This window comes from Streptomyces sp. NBC_01335, assembly GCF_035953295.1.
Lineage (GTDB): Bacteria > Actinomycetota > Actinomycetes > Streptomycetales > Streptomycetaceae > Streptomyces.
Map to the genome: position 1 here is coordinate 730627 of NZ_CP108370.1, position 16387 is coordinate 747013.

The 16387-nt window shown below is 72.1% G+C and carries 12 protein-coding genes and 2 pseudogenes; 5 read left to right on the plus strand and 9 right to left on the minus strand.

The window, feature by feature from the left end:
• Positions 1 to 2: 2 nt before the first annotated feature.
• Positions 3 to 1217, minus strand: coding sequence for a DciA family protein (locus OG599_RS02930; protein ID WP_327174343.1), 1215 nt, complete (start codon positions 1215 to 1217; stop codon positions 3 to 5).
• On the opposite strand from OG599_RS02930, the pseudogene OG599_RS02935 reads away from it, so the two are divergent.
• A pseudogene (locus tag OG599_RS02935) lies at positions 1139 to 1489 on the plus strand (winged helix-turn-helix transcriptional regulator); the annotation flags it as partial. The gene OG599_RS02930 and the pseudogene OG599_RS02935 sit on opposite strands and share 79 nt — an antisense overlap.
• A gap of 215 nt (positions 1490 to 1704) precedes the next feature.
• Positions 1705 to 2289, plus strand: a complete 585-nt coding sequence (locus OG599_RS02940; protein WP_327174344.1) for a nucleosidase — start codon at positions 1705 to 1707, stop codon at positions 2287 to 2289.
• Between the two features lie 479 nt (positions 2290 to 2768).
• Here the strand turns inward: OG599_RS02940 and OG599_RS02945 are convergent, their stop codons facing one another.
• Entirely contained in the window at positions 2769 to 4394 is a 1626-nt protein-coding gene (locus OG599_RS02945) for a PE-PGRS family protein (protein ID WP_327174345.1), read from the minus strand.
• Between the two features lie 631 nt (positions 4395 to 5025).
• Positions 5026 to 5559 (minus strand): annotated as a pseudogene (locus tag OG599_RS02950) (DSD1 family PLP-dependent enzyme); the annotation flags it as partial.
• Positions 5560 to 5776: 217 nt separating this feature from the next.
• Here OG599_RS02950 and OG599_RS02955 point away from each other — a divergent pair.
• The 3 genes from OG599_RS02955 (at position 5777) to OG599_RS02965 (ending at position 10117) form a co-directional block, all read left to right on the plus strand.
• Positions 5777 to 6430: a hypothetical protein gene (locus tag OG599_RS02955; RefSeq protein ID WP_327174347.1), complete on the plus strand. Its 654-nt coding sequence runs from the start codon at positions 5777 to 5779 to the stop codon at positions 6428 to 6430.
• A gap of 366 nt (positions 6431 to 6796) precedes the next feature.
• A complete protein-coding gene (locus OG599_RS02960; RefSeq protein WP_327174348.1) occupies positions 6797 to 8884 on the plus strand; it encodes an ATP-binding SpoIIE family protein phosphatase in 2088 nt (695 codons plus the stop codon).
• Positions 8885 to 9082: 198 nt separating this feature from the next.
• The gene (locus tag OG599_RS02965) at positions 9083 to 10117 is read left to right on the plus strand and encodes an NAD-dependent epimerase/dehydratase family protein (protein WP_327174349.1); all 1035 of its coding nucleotides are present in this window, start codon (positions 9083 to 9085) and stop codon (positions 10115 to 10117) included.
• A 28-nt stretch (positions 10118 to 10145) separates the two neighbouring features.
• On the opposite strand, the gene OG599_RS02970 is transcribed toward OG599_RS02965, so the two are convergent.
• The 6 genes from OG599_RS02970 to OG599_RS02995 form a co-directional block, all read right to left on the minus strand.
• On the minus strand, positions 10146 to 10985 hold the full coding sequence (locus OG599_RS02970) for a bifunctional 5,10-methylenetetrahydrofolate dehydrogenase/5,10-methenyltetrahydrofolate cyclohydrolase (RefSeq protein WP_327174350.1): 840 nt from the start codon (positions 10983 to 10985) through the stop codon (positions 10146 to 10148).
• Positions 10982 to 11602, minus strand: a complete 621-nt coding sequence (locus tag OG599_RS02975; RefSeq protein ID WP_327174351.1) for a cyclodeaminase/cyclohydrolase family protein — start codon at positions 11600 to 11602, stop codon at positions 10982 to 10984. The genes OG599_RS02970 and OG599_RS02975 overlap by 4 nt, the downstream gene beginning before the upstream one ends.
• 74 nt (positions 11603 to 11676) lie before the next feature.
• Entirely contained in the window at positions 11677 to 13050 is a 1374-nt protein-coding gene (locus OG599_RS02980) for a condensation domain-containing protein (RefSeq protein WP_327174352.1), read from the minus strand.
• Positions 13047 to 14228, minus strand: a complete 1182-nt coding sequence (locus OG599_RS02985) for a cytochrome P450 (protein WP_327174353.1) — start codon at positions 14226 to 14228, stop codon at positions 13047 to 13049. Before OG599_RS02985 ends, OG599_RS02980 begins: the two co-directional genes overlap by 4 nt.
• A gap of 35 nt (positions 14229 to 14263) precedes the next feature.
• Positions 14264 to 14650: an SCP2 sterol-binding domain-containing protein gene (locus OG599_RS02990; RefSeq protein WP_327174354.1), complete on the minus strand. Its 387-nt coding sequence runs from the start codon at positions 14648 to 14650 to the stop codon at positions 14264 to 14266.
• 10 nt (positions 14651 to 14660) lie between these two features.
• Positions 14661 to 15890, minus strand: coding sequence for a cytochrome P450 (locus tag OG599_RS02995; RefSeq protein ID WP_327174355.1), 1230 nt, complete (start codon positions 15888 to 15890; stop codon positions 14661 to 14663).
• Positions 15891 to 16387 lie beyond the last annotated feature (497 nt).

The following is a 16387-nucleotide window of genomic DNA, read 5'->3' on the forward strand; positions in this document are numbered from 1 at the left end:
GGTCAGGCTGTCTGATTCAACGTCAGTGGCGCGGCGGCCGGCCTCGCTGGAGTGAGCGTGGTGAGTCCGGCGCGTTCGGCGGCGAGGCGTTGCAGGCCCCGGGCGCGGGCGGCGTCGCTGGAGGTCACGGCCCGTTGCTGGGCGGCGGCCTTGGCGCGGAGCTCCTCGAGGGCCTGGCGGCCGTCACCGAACAGCGCCTCCGGCTCGCGGTCCTGCTCGCGGATCTGCCGCTCGACAGCAGCCCGGACCTTCGAGTCGGTGGTCGTCTTCGCCGGGCGAGCGGCGCGGTGGGCGGCGAGCGCCTGGTGGTAGCCGGCCGGTGCGGGCAGCGCACGGCAGGTCCGGCGGGCACCGTCGGCGGGACCGGTTCGGCTGCCACGACGGGGCCGGCCGTCGCGGGCGCCAGGCGCCAGGACGTGCACGGTACGGACGCTCGCTCCGGGAACCTGCTCGTTGGCGGCCGCGCTCAGCTTCGGGGCGCTCCACTGCAGTTTCGTAGCGACCGCCGGGGTGCCGGGGACGACGTCCAGGCGCCCGGTGTCCGCGTCGTATCCCACGGCCCGGACCCGGCCGGCGAGTTCCGGCGCGATCGTGGCGAGGATCGTGTCGAAGTGGGCGAGGACGCTGCCGCCGGCGGCCGGGGCGGTCATACCGCGCTCGGTCAGCATCCGGCTGATCGCACTGCCCAGCCCGAGCCGCTCGCGCCCATCGCACCGTACGACGATGGTGGTGCGCCGCTTCGGCTTCTTGGCGGTGGCGCCGTTCTTCCTCGCCGCTTCCCGGGCGGCGGTCAGGGCCTGACGCGCGAAGTCGACCCCACTCAGCTCCGACTCGGCCGTCACGCGATCACCGCCCCCCGTGGCGCCGCCGTCGAGAGCACGGGCGGCGAGCTCCGGCAGCCGGTCCGTCCACAACCCGGCCCCGGCCCGGGCGGCCCGGCGCCCCGTGGTGAACCGCTCGTGCAGCTGCTCCAGGCGCACCGTCAGCAGGTGCTGGGCGACGCGGCCCCGGGCGGTGGTGGAGGCCTCGCCGGTCGGGTTGTGCCGGAACCAGCGGCGCCCCTGCTCGGCCCGGTAGGCACGGTCGGCCTCCGTGTCGGCCTCGGCGGTCCGGCGGAACGCGGCCAGCGCGCTGGCCGCAATGCCGCATATCAGACAAGTGGGTCGTCCTGATCCTGTGTGCACTGGGCGGTGACACACCCGAACAGTCCGGCGCATCGCACGCCCCGAAGGCGATGCGCTACTCCGAGCTGGCCCGGCTACTGGCTGGCGTCAGCCAGAAGATGTTGACCCAGACCCTACGGGCTCTCGAACGCGACGGCTTGCTCATCCGCACCGTGACACCCACGGTCCCTGTCACCGTCACCTACGAGCTGACCGACCTCGGCCTCTCACTCCACCCCCTGACACGCGGGCTCAGGCAGTGGGCCCAGACCCACATGGAACAAGTCCTCGCCAATCGCGAGAGCCACGACGCACGAGCTTCCTAGCGTGGCAGCGTTCTCCGTCTCTGCTACCGGCTGGGATCGGTCTGACCGTGAGGGTGGCGCAGCGGACGCGGGTCAAGCCAAACCCGCATTCGCGGATCGCGCGCCACCACCGGGCCTATGACCGGAAGAACGAGCGGATGATCCAAACGAAGCGGCCCGGACGAAGCTCGCCCCCCGGAAAGCGGGCGTCGGGAGCAGGCTCCTACGCTGATCCCATGCAACTCACGGGAGAGATCACCAGTAGCCGTCCCCTGCTCGTTCTGGCAGTCAAGGAAGAGGCCCAGTATCTCGACACGTCCTTGCCCATCCTGCTGACCGGCATGGGCAAGGTCAACGCCGCGACCGCACTCGCCTCGGTACTCGGCAGCGGCGCGAGGCCGTCGCACGTCGTCAACCTCGGCACCGCGGGAGCCTTGCGCCCGGGCTGGACCGGTACCCACGTCATCGGCACGGTCATGCAACACGATCTGGCCGGCGACATCTTGCTCACCCTGACCGGGGAAACCTACGGCGCACCCCTGGCGGTGGGCGATCCGGACGGTCCCACTCTGGCCACCGGGGACTCCTTCATCGACGACGAGGCCGCCCGCGCCCGCCTGGCGGCGCACGCACCCCTGGTCGACATGGAGGGCTACGCCCTGGCGACGGCCGCACACCTGGCCGGCGTGTCTCTGCGCATCGTCAAGCACGTCAGCGACGACGCGGGCGAGGGAGCCGCCAGGACCTGGCGGGAATCCGTCGCGGAGTGCGCCCACGCCCTCGCGGACTGGGCGGCCCACAACGTCCCCACTTACGCCTGAACTACCCCTTCCGCCTTCTGCCCTTCGGCCCACCGGCCCGCGCCGACCTGCGCGTACGTGACCGTCGCGGCGGCCGCTCCGGGCCGATCCCCAGCAGAGATAGGACGTTCGGCATTGACGGACGGGATCCATCGCGGCTGACGTCACAGGAGCGAACCACCCGGCTGCATCTGCGCAACAGGGCGCACGCGGTCGCATACGCCCTGCTGGAAGACTGCATCTGAGCACCCCGGGGCGTTGCCGCCCAGGTTCTTGGGGGCGGCGAAGGCGAAGGGGACGCACCTTCAGCGCCCCTTTGCCGCCCCCTTTTCCGCCCCTTCGATCCCGTGACGGAGGCCCGGCCGGAAGCTCCACGGCTCTTGGCGCGCTCCCCGACGCCGTACACCGCGATCCCGATCTGTCGCCTCACCGGTGACGTTGCCGGTCGCAACTCGACAACTCAGCAACCCGGCAACCCGGCAACGAACTTCGTCCCGCGGTCAGGATTGCGCCTGGGCCCGCGGGCCGACCAGCCCTTCGTACAGGGCTCGCCGTTCCTTGGAACCGTCCTCGGTGCCGGCCAGTGCGGCGTCCCACTCCTCCTTGATCCCGTCGAGGAAGACGCGCCAGTCCCCGCCGGTCACCTCCCCCAATTCCACAAGGCGTTCGTTCTTGCTCAGCCCGCCCGAGCCGACCTTGTCGCGCTTGTGGCCGTGCAGAACCGACTCCGGGTTGGCGGTGGCCTCGGTGGAGCGGAAGTCGTGCTGATAGCCCACGGGGCTGGCGGCATGTGGCGCGAGGGTCTCGATGCCGATCTGAAGCGAACCGTCCTTCTTCGTGGTCGGCCGGTGGTAGACGAGAAGCATGTGGCCGTGGGATCCGTTCGGCAGTATCACGTCGCCGTTCCAGTCCTTGGAGCCGAAGCCGCCGCCGGAGATGTCCTGTCCCCACATGTCCGGACGGTCGGCGCCGAAGGACACGACGTTGGTGAGCGACGCCGCGAGCCCGCCCTTCTCCTTGAACGCGCCCGGCTTACCCTTCTTGTTGGCGCCGATGGCGGTGCGGTGGGTGGCGAACGCGCGCTCGTCGACGCCCTGGGCGGGGGTGTTCGTAAGGTCGTCCCTCGTCACGCCCAGGAAGTGGGGCAGCGAGTAGGCCGGCTTGTCGGCCGAACTCAGGGCAGGAATACGGATGTTGACCCGCCCGCCGTGGGCGAGTGCGCGGATGACGTCCGTCTCGTAGTCGGCCACGTGGGCGCCGGCCTTCGGGTCGTACAGTTTCAGTCCGCGCTGCAGGACGAGGAGCACCCTGGTGAGGATCTCGCGGGCCTGCACGTCTCGCGCCGCGACATCGGGCGTACCCCCCTCCTTGCCCTTGCCCTCGGTCGGGCCGTGCATGCGCTCGGGTGCCATCCCGGCCGGGTGCAGGGTGTCGACGGCCGTGTCCCGGATCTGCTGGTCGCGTTCCCGCTCCAGGGCCTTCTTCTCCTCCGGCGAGGTGCCGGGCGCCTGGGTGAGCATGAACCGGCCGAGTGTGTAGGCGGGTGAGATCGGCGTGTTCCGGTCTCCCTCACGCACGGCAGGATGGTTGGCGCGCACGGCCAGGGTGGCCGTGAGCACGCGCTTGCCCGCGGGGAGCCTGAGCCAGTCGTCGAAGCGGCCCTTGGTGTAGGTCTCGGCCTGCTGGTAGGTGCCGATGCCCACCGCTTCGAGCCACTGCGGATTGGTCTCGGAGAGGTCTCTGATGTCGGCCAGGTCCTGGCTGTTGAACGCCTCACCCCGCATCACCCGCCGGTCGAGGGTCTTCCTGAGCCGGGCCGGGCCCGCGACCATCCAGCGCTCGGGCCACCAGGTCCCCGGCGCGAAGGCGTTCTTCTTCGTCCCGTTCTGGATCGTGTGCTGTTCGATCGACTCGCTCAGGCGGGCGATGGCTTCCATTCCCCTGGGGGCCGGCTCGGCCTGCCGGGAAGCGGGGTCCTCGGACGCCGCGTTCTGGCGCACGTCCATGACCTGGCCGGCTGCGGCGGTCCGTTGCACCTGGGCCCGCTCGGGGGCCTCGGTCCGCGGGCCGGGCTCAGGGCGTGAGGAGGCCGCACCGCCCGCTGCCACCCGTTGCAGATGGCGCACCCATGCGCTGTTCAGGCTTGTCGACGGCCGCGACTGACGCGTCGTGCCCGATGTCCGTTCATCGGCCTTCCGGTGATCCCGATCGACGGAGCGCACAGGTGGACCTCCTTGCCAACTCCAGGTGAATTTATTCTGGTTGTAGGCCAAACATGTGTCCCGGAACAATGGCCTAAGGGGCAGGATCGGCTGCCCTCCCGGCCTCGCCCTCGGAAACGGCTTGCTCACCCAGCAGGCGTACGACGGCGTTGTTCCCCACCACACCTTGGAGATGGGCCAGGCGAGCGACCACGGAGACCTCCGGAGCGGACCGGGCGATCGCCGAACGAGCCGCGGGCGACGCCGCGCGCTCCGGCCCGGCCTCAGCCGGCGAACCCTCCATCGCCCCGCCCTTCAGCAAGTCCCACCCTCCACGGCCACAGTGCCACCTGGCCCATGTCCCGACCAACTGGATGGCCATGGAGCTCCGTCGTACGGCAGCCCGGGTCCCCCGTCCCGCTGGAAGGGGCTCAACAGTGTTTCACCTGCTCGGCCTCGTCCAGGAGTGCGGTTTCCTGGGGCAGCCGACAACACCGAGGCAGCCAAGCCGTCTTGGCCGCACGACGGGGCCCTGGCCGGTGGGTGCCCTTGATGGTCACCAGCCGGTGACTCGCTTCCAGGTGCCCTCGATCGCCGGTCCGGTGTCGGACGCGCGGGTGCCGTCGACGACGTGGTAGCCGTGGTGCTGGGCGGCGGTGGCGCAGGCGTGGTCGGGCAGGATGCGCAGGCGGGTGCCGGCGGGCAGATCGGGAAGGCGGGCGCCGCCGCGGCGACGGCGGTGTCGCGTTCGTTCTTCGCAGCCAGGCGCCGTTCCTCCTCGGCGTGGGCGAAGTCGGGACTCGCCCGCATGAGTCGGTACGCCGTCGAGGCAGCCCGCGTCGTCCAGGATGCGGCCGATCCCGACGAGTGCGGGCGCGTCGGGCTTGAGGCCGCCGCGGTGTCCGCCGGTCTCGATCTGGGCGGGGAGGGGGATGCCTGCCTGGCGGAAGGCTTCGGCGACGCGCCAGGCCTGTTCGGTGCTGTCCGGCAGGAGTCGCAGAGTGACACCGCGGCGCAGCGGTGCGAGGACGCGCGGCAGCTTGTGGGGGTCGACGCCGACGGCGTAGGCGAGGTCGGTGTAGCCGCCGTCGGGCCTCGCGGCGGTTGTCCAACAAGCCATCAGCCGTGCGAGGTGGGCGGGGGCCAGGACGTCACCTCCTACGGCAAGGTGTTCGCCGCGACTGCCGGGCTCGCGGGACAGCCGGTGAAGCGCGTTGCGAATGTCCCGCCTGCCCTCCGGGCGGACGGCGCTGCTTTCGCAACACGCTTTAGGCTGGTGGGCTATCACTTGTGAACGAAGGACACACATGGCCCGCCCGTACAGCCCCGGACCGAAACAGTTCGTCTTCGTCGTCGGTGACGGCGACGACCAGCAGGTCTCCGTGAGCGACGCCCAGGAGGCGTACGTAGCATTCTCCGCGTTCTTCCGGGAGCGAGCCTCCGACACCTACACCGTCGAGGACGTACTGGGGGGCCAGAGACTGGTGCTCCTGCCCGGTCAGGGCGTGATCGCCCGGACCGAGTGGGCGGACCGACGCCGGTCCGAATACCTCAAGGTCGACAGGACCAATCGCTACCTGCCGAGCGCGATGCTGTTCTTCGAGAACGGATATGCCGGCCTCGACCACTTCGGCCAGTGGTTCCCGGACCTCGCCGGCCTCGACGCGTCACCGGAGACTCGCGGCGCCGCCCGCGCCGCCACGATCACGACCGAAGCCGCGGCGATCGAAGAAGTCGCTCGGATCTGGTCGAATTCGGGCGTCGTGGACCCGAGCGACGCGTACTACGTCTTCTTCGACTCGCACGATGTCGGCGACGACCGAGCCGAACGAGCCGAACTGCTCGGGTTGATCGCATTCCTGGGCCTCGAACGAGTCGACGCCCCGGCCGAGGCCGCCGCCGGCGAAGTCTGGGTACGCACCGACGAGCGCCTCGACGTCGAATTCGAACGGTGGTCATGAACAGCGGTCATGAACAGCGGTCATGAACAGCGGTCATGACCAGAGGGTTCGGGACGGGGCCGCGGATTCCCCGTGATGCTCGCCGTGGGCCCGCGGCCGACCGTGCCCAGCCGGTGCGCGCCCCTGCGGCTTCCGGGGATGGAGAACCGTACCGCCCGGCTGGGCCGTCCGTGTGACAGCCGACGGGAAGGTCATGCCGGTCCGAACCGGGCGGACACGTCCTGCGTACGGTCCGTTCCGGTGACCGCGCACGGTCCGATTCCGATGTGCGGCCCGCCCGCGCCCGGGGCGCCCCGAACCCCGGGCAGGCGGGGGTCCTCCGGCGGGGCCGGCGCGCGGCTCCGCCGAAGTCGGCAGGAGGTCGTCATGGATGTGTCGCCGGGTACGCAGGACGGTCCCGGGCCGGAGTGGGACCGGGCCGTCCTCTGGGCGCTCTTCTCCGAGGCCCCCAGCGGTCTCCTCGTGCTCGACCGGGACTTGCGGCTCGTACGGTTCAACAGCGCCGCCCGGCACGTGGACTCCGTCCCCCTGAGCCATGCTCTGGGCCGGCGCCTCGCCGACTGGGCGGGTGACTTCTACGACGCCGGCGTGGAGGCCACCCTGCGCGACGTCCTGGACAGCGGCGTGCCGGCGCTCGACATCGAGATGACCGGCCACCTCGCTTCCGAGAAGACCGAGACGGCCCTGTCCGTCTCGTGCTTCCGGCTCGCCGATCAGGACAGCGGCGTCCTCGGGGTCGCGTTGGCGATCGTGGACGTCACCGACCGCCAACGGTCCCGTAAGCGGCTGGAGCTGCTCAGACGGGCGGGCGGACGCATCGGTACCACCCTGGACATCTTCCGCACGGCGCAGGAACTCGCGGACGAGCTGTCACCGGCCCTCGCCGACGTGGTGGTCGTCGAGGTCCTGGACGCGGTACTGCGCGGTGAGGCCGCGTCCCCCGGTCCGGTCCTGGAGAGCGGCCCCCTGCGCTGCGCCGGACAGCGCACCCTACCGGAGCTCGAAGCGCGGGGGATCTCCGAGATCGGCGAGGTGATCGGGCTCTCCTTCGCGACCCCGTTCGTGCAGTGCATGACCGATCTGCAGACGCGGCTCGTCAACCGCCTCGCCCCGCACACCGCCTGGCTGGAACGGGAGCCGCGGCGGGGCCGTCATCTGGTCGGGCTCGGCGCCCACTCGCTGATGGTGCTCCCGCTGACCGCCCGGGGCGTGGTCCTGGGTCTGGCCCGCTGCTACCGGCTGGGCCAGGCCCCCGCCTTCGACGAGGAGGACCTCGCCGTGGCCGCCGAGCTCGCCGACCGGGCGGCCCTGTGCCTGGACAATGCCCGTTTGTACAACCGCGAGCGGTCGGCCGCGCGCATCCTCCAGCTCACCCTGCGGCCTGCCCGGGTGACCGACCACCCCGCCGTGGAGACCGCGTTCAGCTATCGGCCGTTCGGGCCGGGGGGCGACTGGTTCGACGTCATCCCTCTGTCCGGGGCCCGGGTGGCGCTCGTCGCGGGCGATACGGCGGGCCGGGGCATCCGGGCCGCCGCCACGATGGGCGAGGTCAGGTCGGCGATCGGCGTACTCGCGGTGCTCGATCTTCCGCCGGACGAGGTGCTGCAACGTCTGCACGCCCTGGTGACCCGCTTGGAGGGTGAGCAGCGGCAGAGCGACGACGGGGACGACGACTCCCGGGAGAGGACGTGTCTGTACATGGTGTACGACCCCGTGTCGCGGCGCTGCACGATGGCGAGCGCCGGGCATCCGGCCCCCGTACTCGCCCACCCGGACGGCACGGTCGAGTACGCCGATGTTCCCTCCGGACCGCCTTTGGGCCGCGGGATGCCGGACTACCGCACGACCGATGTGGAGCTGCCCGAGGGCTGCGTCGTGACCCTGGCCAACGCGGCGCTGCTCCGCGCGGCTTCGGGCACGCGTGAGGAGCGGCTGGCGCATCTGCACGACGCGCTGCTGCCCTCCGCCCGCCCCCTGCAGGAGATCTGCGACGCCCTGATCTACACGCTGGCTCCCGAGCGGGCGGACAACGACGCCGTCCTCCTGCTGGCGCGCACCCGGGTCCTGGGACCCGACCGGGTCGGGACGTGGACACTGCCCAACGATCCCGCCGCGGTGGCGGGGGCGAGAGCGTCGGTGGAGAGCCGACTTGCCGCCTGGGGGCTCGAAGCCCACGCGTTCACCGCGGCGTTGGTCGTCAGTGAGCTGGTCACCAACGCCGTCCGGTACTCCCACGGCGACATCGGCCTCCGCCTCGTCCTCGACGGGACGACCTTGGTGTGCGAAGTGACCGACGACAGCAGCACGGCCCCGCACCTCCGGCACGCCGAAGCGGGCGACGAGGGCGGGCGCGGCCTCTCCATCACGTCGCAGATGAGCACCCGCTGGGGCACCCGGCCGGAGGCACGGGGCAAAACCATCTGGGCCGAGGTGCCGCTGACCGACGAGGTGTGAGCGACACGGCGTCCGAACCCGCGTCCCAGGGGCCCATGTCGTGCGCACGCGGGTCGATGTGGTCGGCGGACGATCGCCCGCGTCCTGCCGGGTGGCTCCGCAGTGGTGGAGTACGCGCTGAGGCCGATGCCTCTTGTCCCCTGCCGGAACGGCGGAGTAGCGTCCGCGCCGACGCTGTCTACGGGGGGATGATCCACGGTGCGACTGCTGGTCCTGGGCGGTTCGGTGTTCGTCGGGCGGGCGGTGGTGGCGGCCGCGCTCGCACGCGGCTGGGAGGTCACCACCTTCAACTGGGACCGCTCGGGCCGCGGCCCGGGCGAGGTGGAGCGGCTGACCGGGGACCGCACCGATCCCGCCGACCTCGCCGTCCTGCGCGGGCGTTCCTGGGACGCGGTCGTCGACACCTGGGCGGGGCGGGCCGAGGCGGTGCGGGAGTCGGCGTCCCTGCTGGCCGGCAGCGTCGGCCACTACAGCTACGTCTCCAGCCTGATGGCCTATCACTGGCCCGTCCCGAGGCCGCTCACCGAGGCGGCCCCGCTGCGCCCGCCCTCCCCCGGTTCCCGCACCGAGGACTACCCCGCCCGCAAGGCGGCCGCGGAGCGGGCGGTGGTGGAGGTCATGGGCGACCGGGCGCTGCTGTCGCGTCCCGGCCTGGTCCTCGGCCCGTGGGAGCACCCGGGCCGGCTGCCGAGGTGGCTGCTGCGGATGGCCTCGGCCACGGAGGGCGAGCCGGTCCTGGCACCGGGCAGCCCCGACCGGGGCGTCCAGTACGTGGACGTCCGCGACCTCGCGCAGTGGATCCTGCACGCCGCCGGGCAGGGGCTCGGCGGGGCGTACAACCTGAGCTGCCCGCCCGGCCACGCGACGATGGGCGGCCTGCTGGACGCCTGCGCCGAGGTGACGGGAAGCGCGGGCCGGCTGGTGAGGGTGGACGAGCGGTGGCTGGCCGGTACAGGTGTGGTTCCGTGGACCGAGCTGCCCGTCTGGGTGCCTGCCGAGGGCGAGGGCGCCGGGATCTACGACGTGGATCCCGGCGTGGGGATCGCCGCCGGTGCGCGGTACCGCCCGCTGGTGGAGACGGTGGCGGACACCTGGGCCTGGCTGCGGCGGATCCCGGCGGAGAAGCTGGGCAGGGCCGTGCGCACCACCGGGTGGCTGCCGGCCGAGCGGGAGGAGCAGGTGCTGCGGGCCTGGCAGAAGGAGAAGGAGGAGGTGGTCCGCCGGGCGCGCTGAAGGGCGCCCGGCGGACCACCTACGGGGCTCAGCTCTCGGCGGCCTGCACGGTGTGCCGGAGCAGCAGTGCGGTGGTCACCGGGCCGACACCGCCGGGGACCGGGGTGAGGCCGCCGGCCCGCTCGGCCGCGGCCGGGTCGACATCGCCGACGAGGCCGCCGTCCGGGGTGGGGTTGGTGCCGACGTCGATCACCACGGCGCCGTCACGGACGTGGTCGGCGGTCAGCAGACCGGCCCGCCCGACCGCGGCGACCAGGACGTCGGCGGTGCGGGTGACGGCCGCGAGGTCGGCGGTGCGGGAGTGGCAGACGGTCACGGTCGCGTCCCGGTCGAGCAGGAGGTGCGCGGCGGGCTTGCCCACGACGGTGGACCGGCCGACGACGACGGCGTGCCGTCCCGACAGCTCGACCTCGTGGTGCTCCAGCAGCCGGACGACGGCCTCGGCCGTGGCCGGGGCGAACGCCGGGAGGCCGGCGGCGAGCCGGCCGAGCGACAGCGGGTTGGCCCCGTCGACGTCCTTCTCGGGCGCGATCGCGGATGCCAGGTCCTCCAGCGCCGCGCCGGCCGGCAGCGGCGTCTGCAGGATGACGCCGTGCACCTGCGGGTCGTCGCTGAGGCGGCGCAGGGTGTCGGCGACCTCGGTGGTGGTGGCCTGCGGGCCGAGGTCGACGACGTCGCACACCAGCCCGCACTTGGCCGCCGCGCGGGCGATCGAGCGGACGTACCAGGCGCTGGCCCCGTCGTCGGTGGCGCTGACCACGGCCAGGCGGACGGGCCGGCCCTGGGCGGCCAGCTTCTCGGCGAGCTCGGTGGTCTCGGCGCGGATCGCGGCGGCGAGTTCCCGGCCGGAAAGGACGGCTGCGGTCACCGGTTGATCTCCTTGCGTACGGCGGCGGTGGTGGCGGCGGCCCGTGCCGCGACCTGGTCGGCTGCGGCGGCCCGGGCGGCGAACGCGGTGCGCGCGGCCTCGTCCTTGATGCCGCCGAGATTCACTTCGACGTTCACCTGGCCGGTGGCGGCGGCGGCCCGGATGGCCTCGGCCGCGGCGGCGACGTCGCTGAGCACGTTGCGGTTGCCGACCGGGAGCAGCAGCTCGGCCAGCTCGGCCAGCCGGGTGGACAGCTCGACGGTGCGGGCGGGCGGCTCGGCGGCACCGATCAGGGCCTCGGCGATGGCGGCCGAGCGGGCGGCCTTCTCCTCGCCGGTCGCCTTCGGCAGGCCGTAGGCCGCGGCGACCGCGCCGAACGCGACGGCGTCGTCCTCGGCGAGCTGCAGGGCCTGCGCTCGCGCGTCGTCCGTCTCCGTGCGGACGCGGCTGATCACGGCCTCGTGCTCGGCGTACTTCGGCCCCTCGCTGTAGCGGGCCACCATGCCGAGCAGGGCGGCCGCCTGGGCGGCGTGCAGAGCGGCACTCGCCCCACCGCCCGGTGCCGGGACGCGGTCCGCCAACTGCTGGAGGAAGTCGCCGATGGCCTGATCACGCATGCGTGCTCCGTAGCAAACTGGATTCCGTTGTTGTCGCTGCGTCACCGATGGTACCGGCGGCAGCGGACGCCGTTTCAGCCGAGGTCGCCCAACTGCCGTGCAGCCGCGGCCGCGTCGGTCAGCGAGGTGAGCAGGGCCAGGTGGCGGGAGACCTCCTGGACCGCTGTGTCGGGGACGACCGTGCGGTCGTAGTCGGCGTAGAAGACCGGCTCGGGGTCGGTGGTGGCGATCAGCCAGAGCTGTCCGGCGTAGCGGGCGACGGGTTCGGGGCCCGGCTCGGCGGCGGCGTAGGGCTCGACGGTCAGCCCGGGCGCCGGTGTCCGGCCGGTCGCCGAGCCGCGCATCCGGCCGGGGACGATGTTGACGGTGACCGGGGACAGGCCCGGGTGCCACGCCGCGGCGGGCGCGTCCGCCGGCTGCTCGTCCTCCAGGAGGCGGCGCAGACCCGGCAGGGTGAAGGGGGCTGCCGAGCGGGCCGCGCCCTCGGTCAGCCCGCGCTGGACCCGGCGTGCGAACTCGCCCAGTTCGGTGCCCTCGTCGAGGGCGACGCGGACGGGGAAGCGGCGGCAGAACATGCCGACCAGGTCCCACTCCTCCTCGCGGTCGCGCCCGTGGTACTGGTAGTTGGCCAGCAGCGCGGGCTGCTCCAGCGCCCTGCCGACGGCGAGCAGGCACAGCGCGGTGGTGGCGCTGGCAGCGGTGACGCGGGCGGCGCGCGCGAACGCCCCGAGGCGGCGCGGGAAGCCGGGGCCGGGGCGGGCGGCGACGAGCCGGGCGCCGCCCGATCCGTCCTCGCTCTGGGCGAGCGGGGGCGCCGAACCGGGGGCCGGCCAGGGGCTGGGCGACTCGCCGACGACCCGCCGCCAGTGGGCCAGCTGCGCGGGGGTCGGCACCGTGCCGTGCGCGGCCTGGGCGTCGGCGAGTCGCGGGTAGTCGGTGCGCAGCGGAGCGAGGTCCGGGGCGTTCGCCGCGTACGCCGTCCACAGGTCGCGCCACAGGACGCCGGCCGACCAGGCGTCCCACGCCATGTGGTGGATCGTCAGGACGAGTACGTGGTCGTCCCGGGCGGCCGCCAGCAGGTCGGCGCGCAGCGGTCCGGTGCCGAACAGGTCGAGCCGGCGCCCGGCCGCCTCGGCGACGGCGGCGGCCAGCCCGTCCGGCGTCACCGTGGAGCGGCCGAACCAGGGGTGCGCGGCCACGGCGGGCGCGAAGCTCTGCCGGATTCCGTCCGGTGTGCGCACCAGCCGCATCCGCAGCGGGTCGTGGCGCTCGACGACGAGGGCCAGCGCGGCCCGCAGGCGGTCCGCGTCCAGCGGGCCGCGGATCCGCCAGCTGTGCGTGAGGCGCCAGCGGCGGATCTTGTCCCGGCTGAGGCCCATCCGCTGTTCCAGGGTGAGCGGATGGGCCGTGACGGGCCCGGCCGCGGTCTCGGCCGGGGCCGTGCTCACCACAGGACCGGGAGCTCGTGGATGCCGTAGATGCGCATCTCGTGCCGGAAGGGGATCTCGTCCGCCGGCACCGCGGGACGCAGCCCGGGGAAGCGCCGCAGCAGGGTGCTCAGCACGACGCGCATCTCCATCCGGGCCAGCAGCATCCCGATGCACAGGTGTGCGCCGTGGCCGAAGGCGAGGTGGCGGCGGGCGTCGCGGTGGATGTCGAAGCGGTCCGGGTCGGGGAATTCGCGGGGGTCCCGGTTGGCCACCGAGTGCAGTACCAGGACGCCCTGCCCGGCGCGGATGAGCCGGCCGGCGACCTCGACGTCCTCGGTCGCGACCCGGGCGACGCCGCCGGTGATCGACAGGTAGCGCAGCAGCTCGTCCACCGCGCCGCCGACGAGCGCCGGGTCGCGGCGCAGTTCGTCGAGCTGGTCGGGATGCTGGAGCAGGGTCAGGATGCCCAGGCCGATCATGTTCACGGTGGTGACGTGCCCGGCGACCAGCAGCAGCCGGGCGATGTCGACGGCGTCCTCGTAGCGGCACTGCCCGGACTGGACCTGGCCGACCACGAACCTGCTGAGCAGGTCGTCGGTGGGGGCGTCCATCTTGGCGCGGACGACCTTCTCCAGGTAGTCGCCCAGGTCGTCGATGGCCTGGTCGATCTGGCGGGAGGTGGACTCCTTGCTGAGCGCGGCCGCGGTGCGCTGCTGGAGGTACTCGTGCTCGTCGTACGGCACGCCCAGCAGGCGGCAGATGACCAGCGACGGCAGCGGCATGGCGAGCGCCTTGACCAGGTCCACCGGCTGCTCGCGGGCGGCGATGTCGTCCAGCAGCTCGTCGGTGAGCTGCTGGACGTCGTCCTGCAGCGCGGTGATGCGGCGGCCGAGGAATTCCGAGGTGAGCATCTGCCGGAAGTGGGTGTGCTCCGGCGGGTCGTCGCGGATCATCCGGCTGAACGCGCGGACCAGCGGGTAGCCGGGGTCGCGCGAGTCGGAGCTGAAGCGGGCCGTGTCGGCGAGGATCGCCCGCGCCTCCTCGTAACGGGTGACCAGCCACACGTCCTGCCGCTTGCCGACCGTCATCCGGGCGAGCGTCAGTGGCTCCTGGTCCTGCAGGGCGGTGTAGCCGGGCGGTGGGTCGAAGGGGTTGCTCCTCGGCATGGGGAAGGTCACGGTCGGTCGTGTGTCCACGACGGGCTCTCCGTCCTGTTGTCGGTGCGGTGGCGTCACGACGGGTCGAGAAGGCCGTCGAGGGCGCGCTGGACGTCGATGGCGGCCGAGGTCTGCAGCACCGGCACCAGGGGCAGCAGGCTGTTCATGTCCCCGTCGATCAGGATGCGTCCGCTCAGCACGCCGCCGACCGGGTCGAGCTCGCCGCGCAGCATGGCGAGTTCGACCGGCCAGCGGTAATTGATCACGGCCTGCGGAGTGGGGTGGCGGCCGAGCGCGCTGTCGGCGAGCCGGCCGTCCCGTATGTCGTCGTAGTACTCGACCGTTCCGTCCGGCCCCTCCTCGACCACGTGCTGGACGAGGGCGGTGGCCCCGGGCGCCGCGGGCAGGGCGGAGCCGAGCCGCAGCCGCTCGGCGATCCATTCCGCCGAGAGCAGTTTCATGCCCCTGCGCCTAGGAGAGGGACGCGAGGTTGAAGGACGGGGTACCACCGATCCGCTCGCCCGGGGTGAACTCGATGTGCAGGCCCCGGGAGACCCGCGCCTCCCAGTTGTTCGGCTGGTCGACGTCGACCGACAGGCTCTTGGAGCTGATGCGGTAGTCGGGGAGGCGCTTGAGCACCTGCTCGACCATGGTGGTCGCCTCCGCCTTGCCGAGGCCGCCGCCGATGCAGAAGTGGATGCCCTGGCCCAGCGCGACGTGCCGGTTCGGCAGGCGGTCCAGCACGATCTCCGCCGGCTCGTCGAAGACCTCGGGGTCGCGGTTGGCGGGGGCGTACCCGATGGCGACGCGGTCGCCCTCCTTGATGTCCTTGCCGTAGAAGCAGACATCCTTGGTCGCGGTGCGGGACAGGAAGGGCACCGGGCTGTAGTAGCGCAGGAACTCCTCCATCGCGGCGGGGAGCCGGGAGGGGTCGTCGACGATGGCCGCGCGCCGGTCGGGGTGGGCGCCGAGGTAGGACAGGGCGCCCAGGGCGAGCCGGGCGGTGGTGGCCATGCCGCCGATGACGAAGGTGAAGCAGATCTCCACCAGTTCCATGTCGGTGAACTTCCGGCCCGCGACCTCGGCGGCGAGCAGGTGCGAGACCAGGTCGTCCTTGGGGTCCGCGCGGCGCGCGACGATGGTCTCGGTGGTCCTGCTGAGCAGCCGCGACCAGGCGTCGTTGAGGGTGAAGCGGTCCTCGCCGCGGACGTGCACCGCGTTGGCGAATATCTCGGCGTCCTCGATGGGCAGGCCGAGCAGGTCCAGGGTGGTCATCGCGGGGACCAGTTTGGCGAGGCCGTGGAAGAGGTCGGCGTGGCCGGTCTCGATCCACCTGTCGATGCACCAGGTGGTGAACTCCAGGAAGCGGGGCCCCATCTTGCGCACGGCGGTGGGCGAGAAACGGGAGTTGAGCAGCTTGCGGTACTCCTGGTGGAGCGGGGGATCGATCTCGATCGGCACCGCGCGCACCGGGGTGGGCGGCACCATCACGCCCGAGTACGGGCTCGCCCCGTTGGGCATCTCGTGGCGTGACGCGAAGGTCTCGGGGTCCTTGGCCGCCGCGCAGACGGCCTCGTAACCGGTCACGAGCCACCGACCGCCCTGGTAGTCCCACCAGGTGACGGGTTCATCACGCTTGTGGAACCTGTCGTACCGCTCGTCCTTGACGAATTCACCGGCCGACATTTCGGTATCGCTCATTGCAGCTGGCCCTCGCTCGGTCGATCTGGTCGCGTACGCACGCGACGGGAAGGTAGGGAAAAGCCGTGCCTTGCGGTGACAGGATGACGGGAATCTCACGGTGTCCGAGGCTTCCGTGTGCCACAGCTTCCGCAATACCGGGTATTTCAGTGCCGCAGCAGCGCCGCCAGGGCACCGGACCCGTGTCAGAACTTCAGTAGATTTACGGTGCCGTCGCGGCACTGTCAAGACGTGACGTGCCGCCAAGATCCCCGCAGCACAGGGCAGTTCCGACCCTTGGACCTGCACGGGAAGATGCCGGAGCCAGCCCTGGCCACGAATTCCAAAGGAATGGCAAAACCTTCGGGCCGGCATTTTTACCTCTCCCTCAACCTTATCGGAGGCACCCAAAACGGACACCCAGGATTCGTTAGCGCTCGCATTCTGTGATCGTTGACAGTTTCCTGGGGGCCGACCTACAGTTGGCCGCGCCTCCCACCGAATGATGATTCAGATTC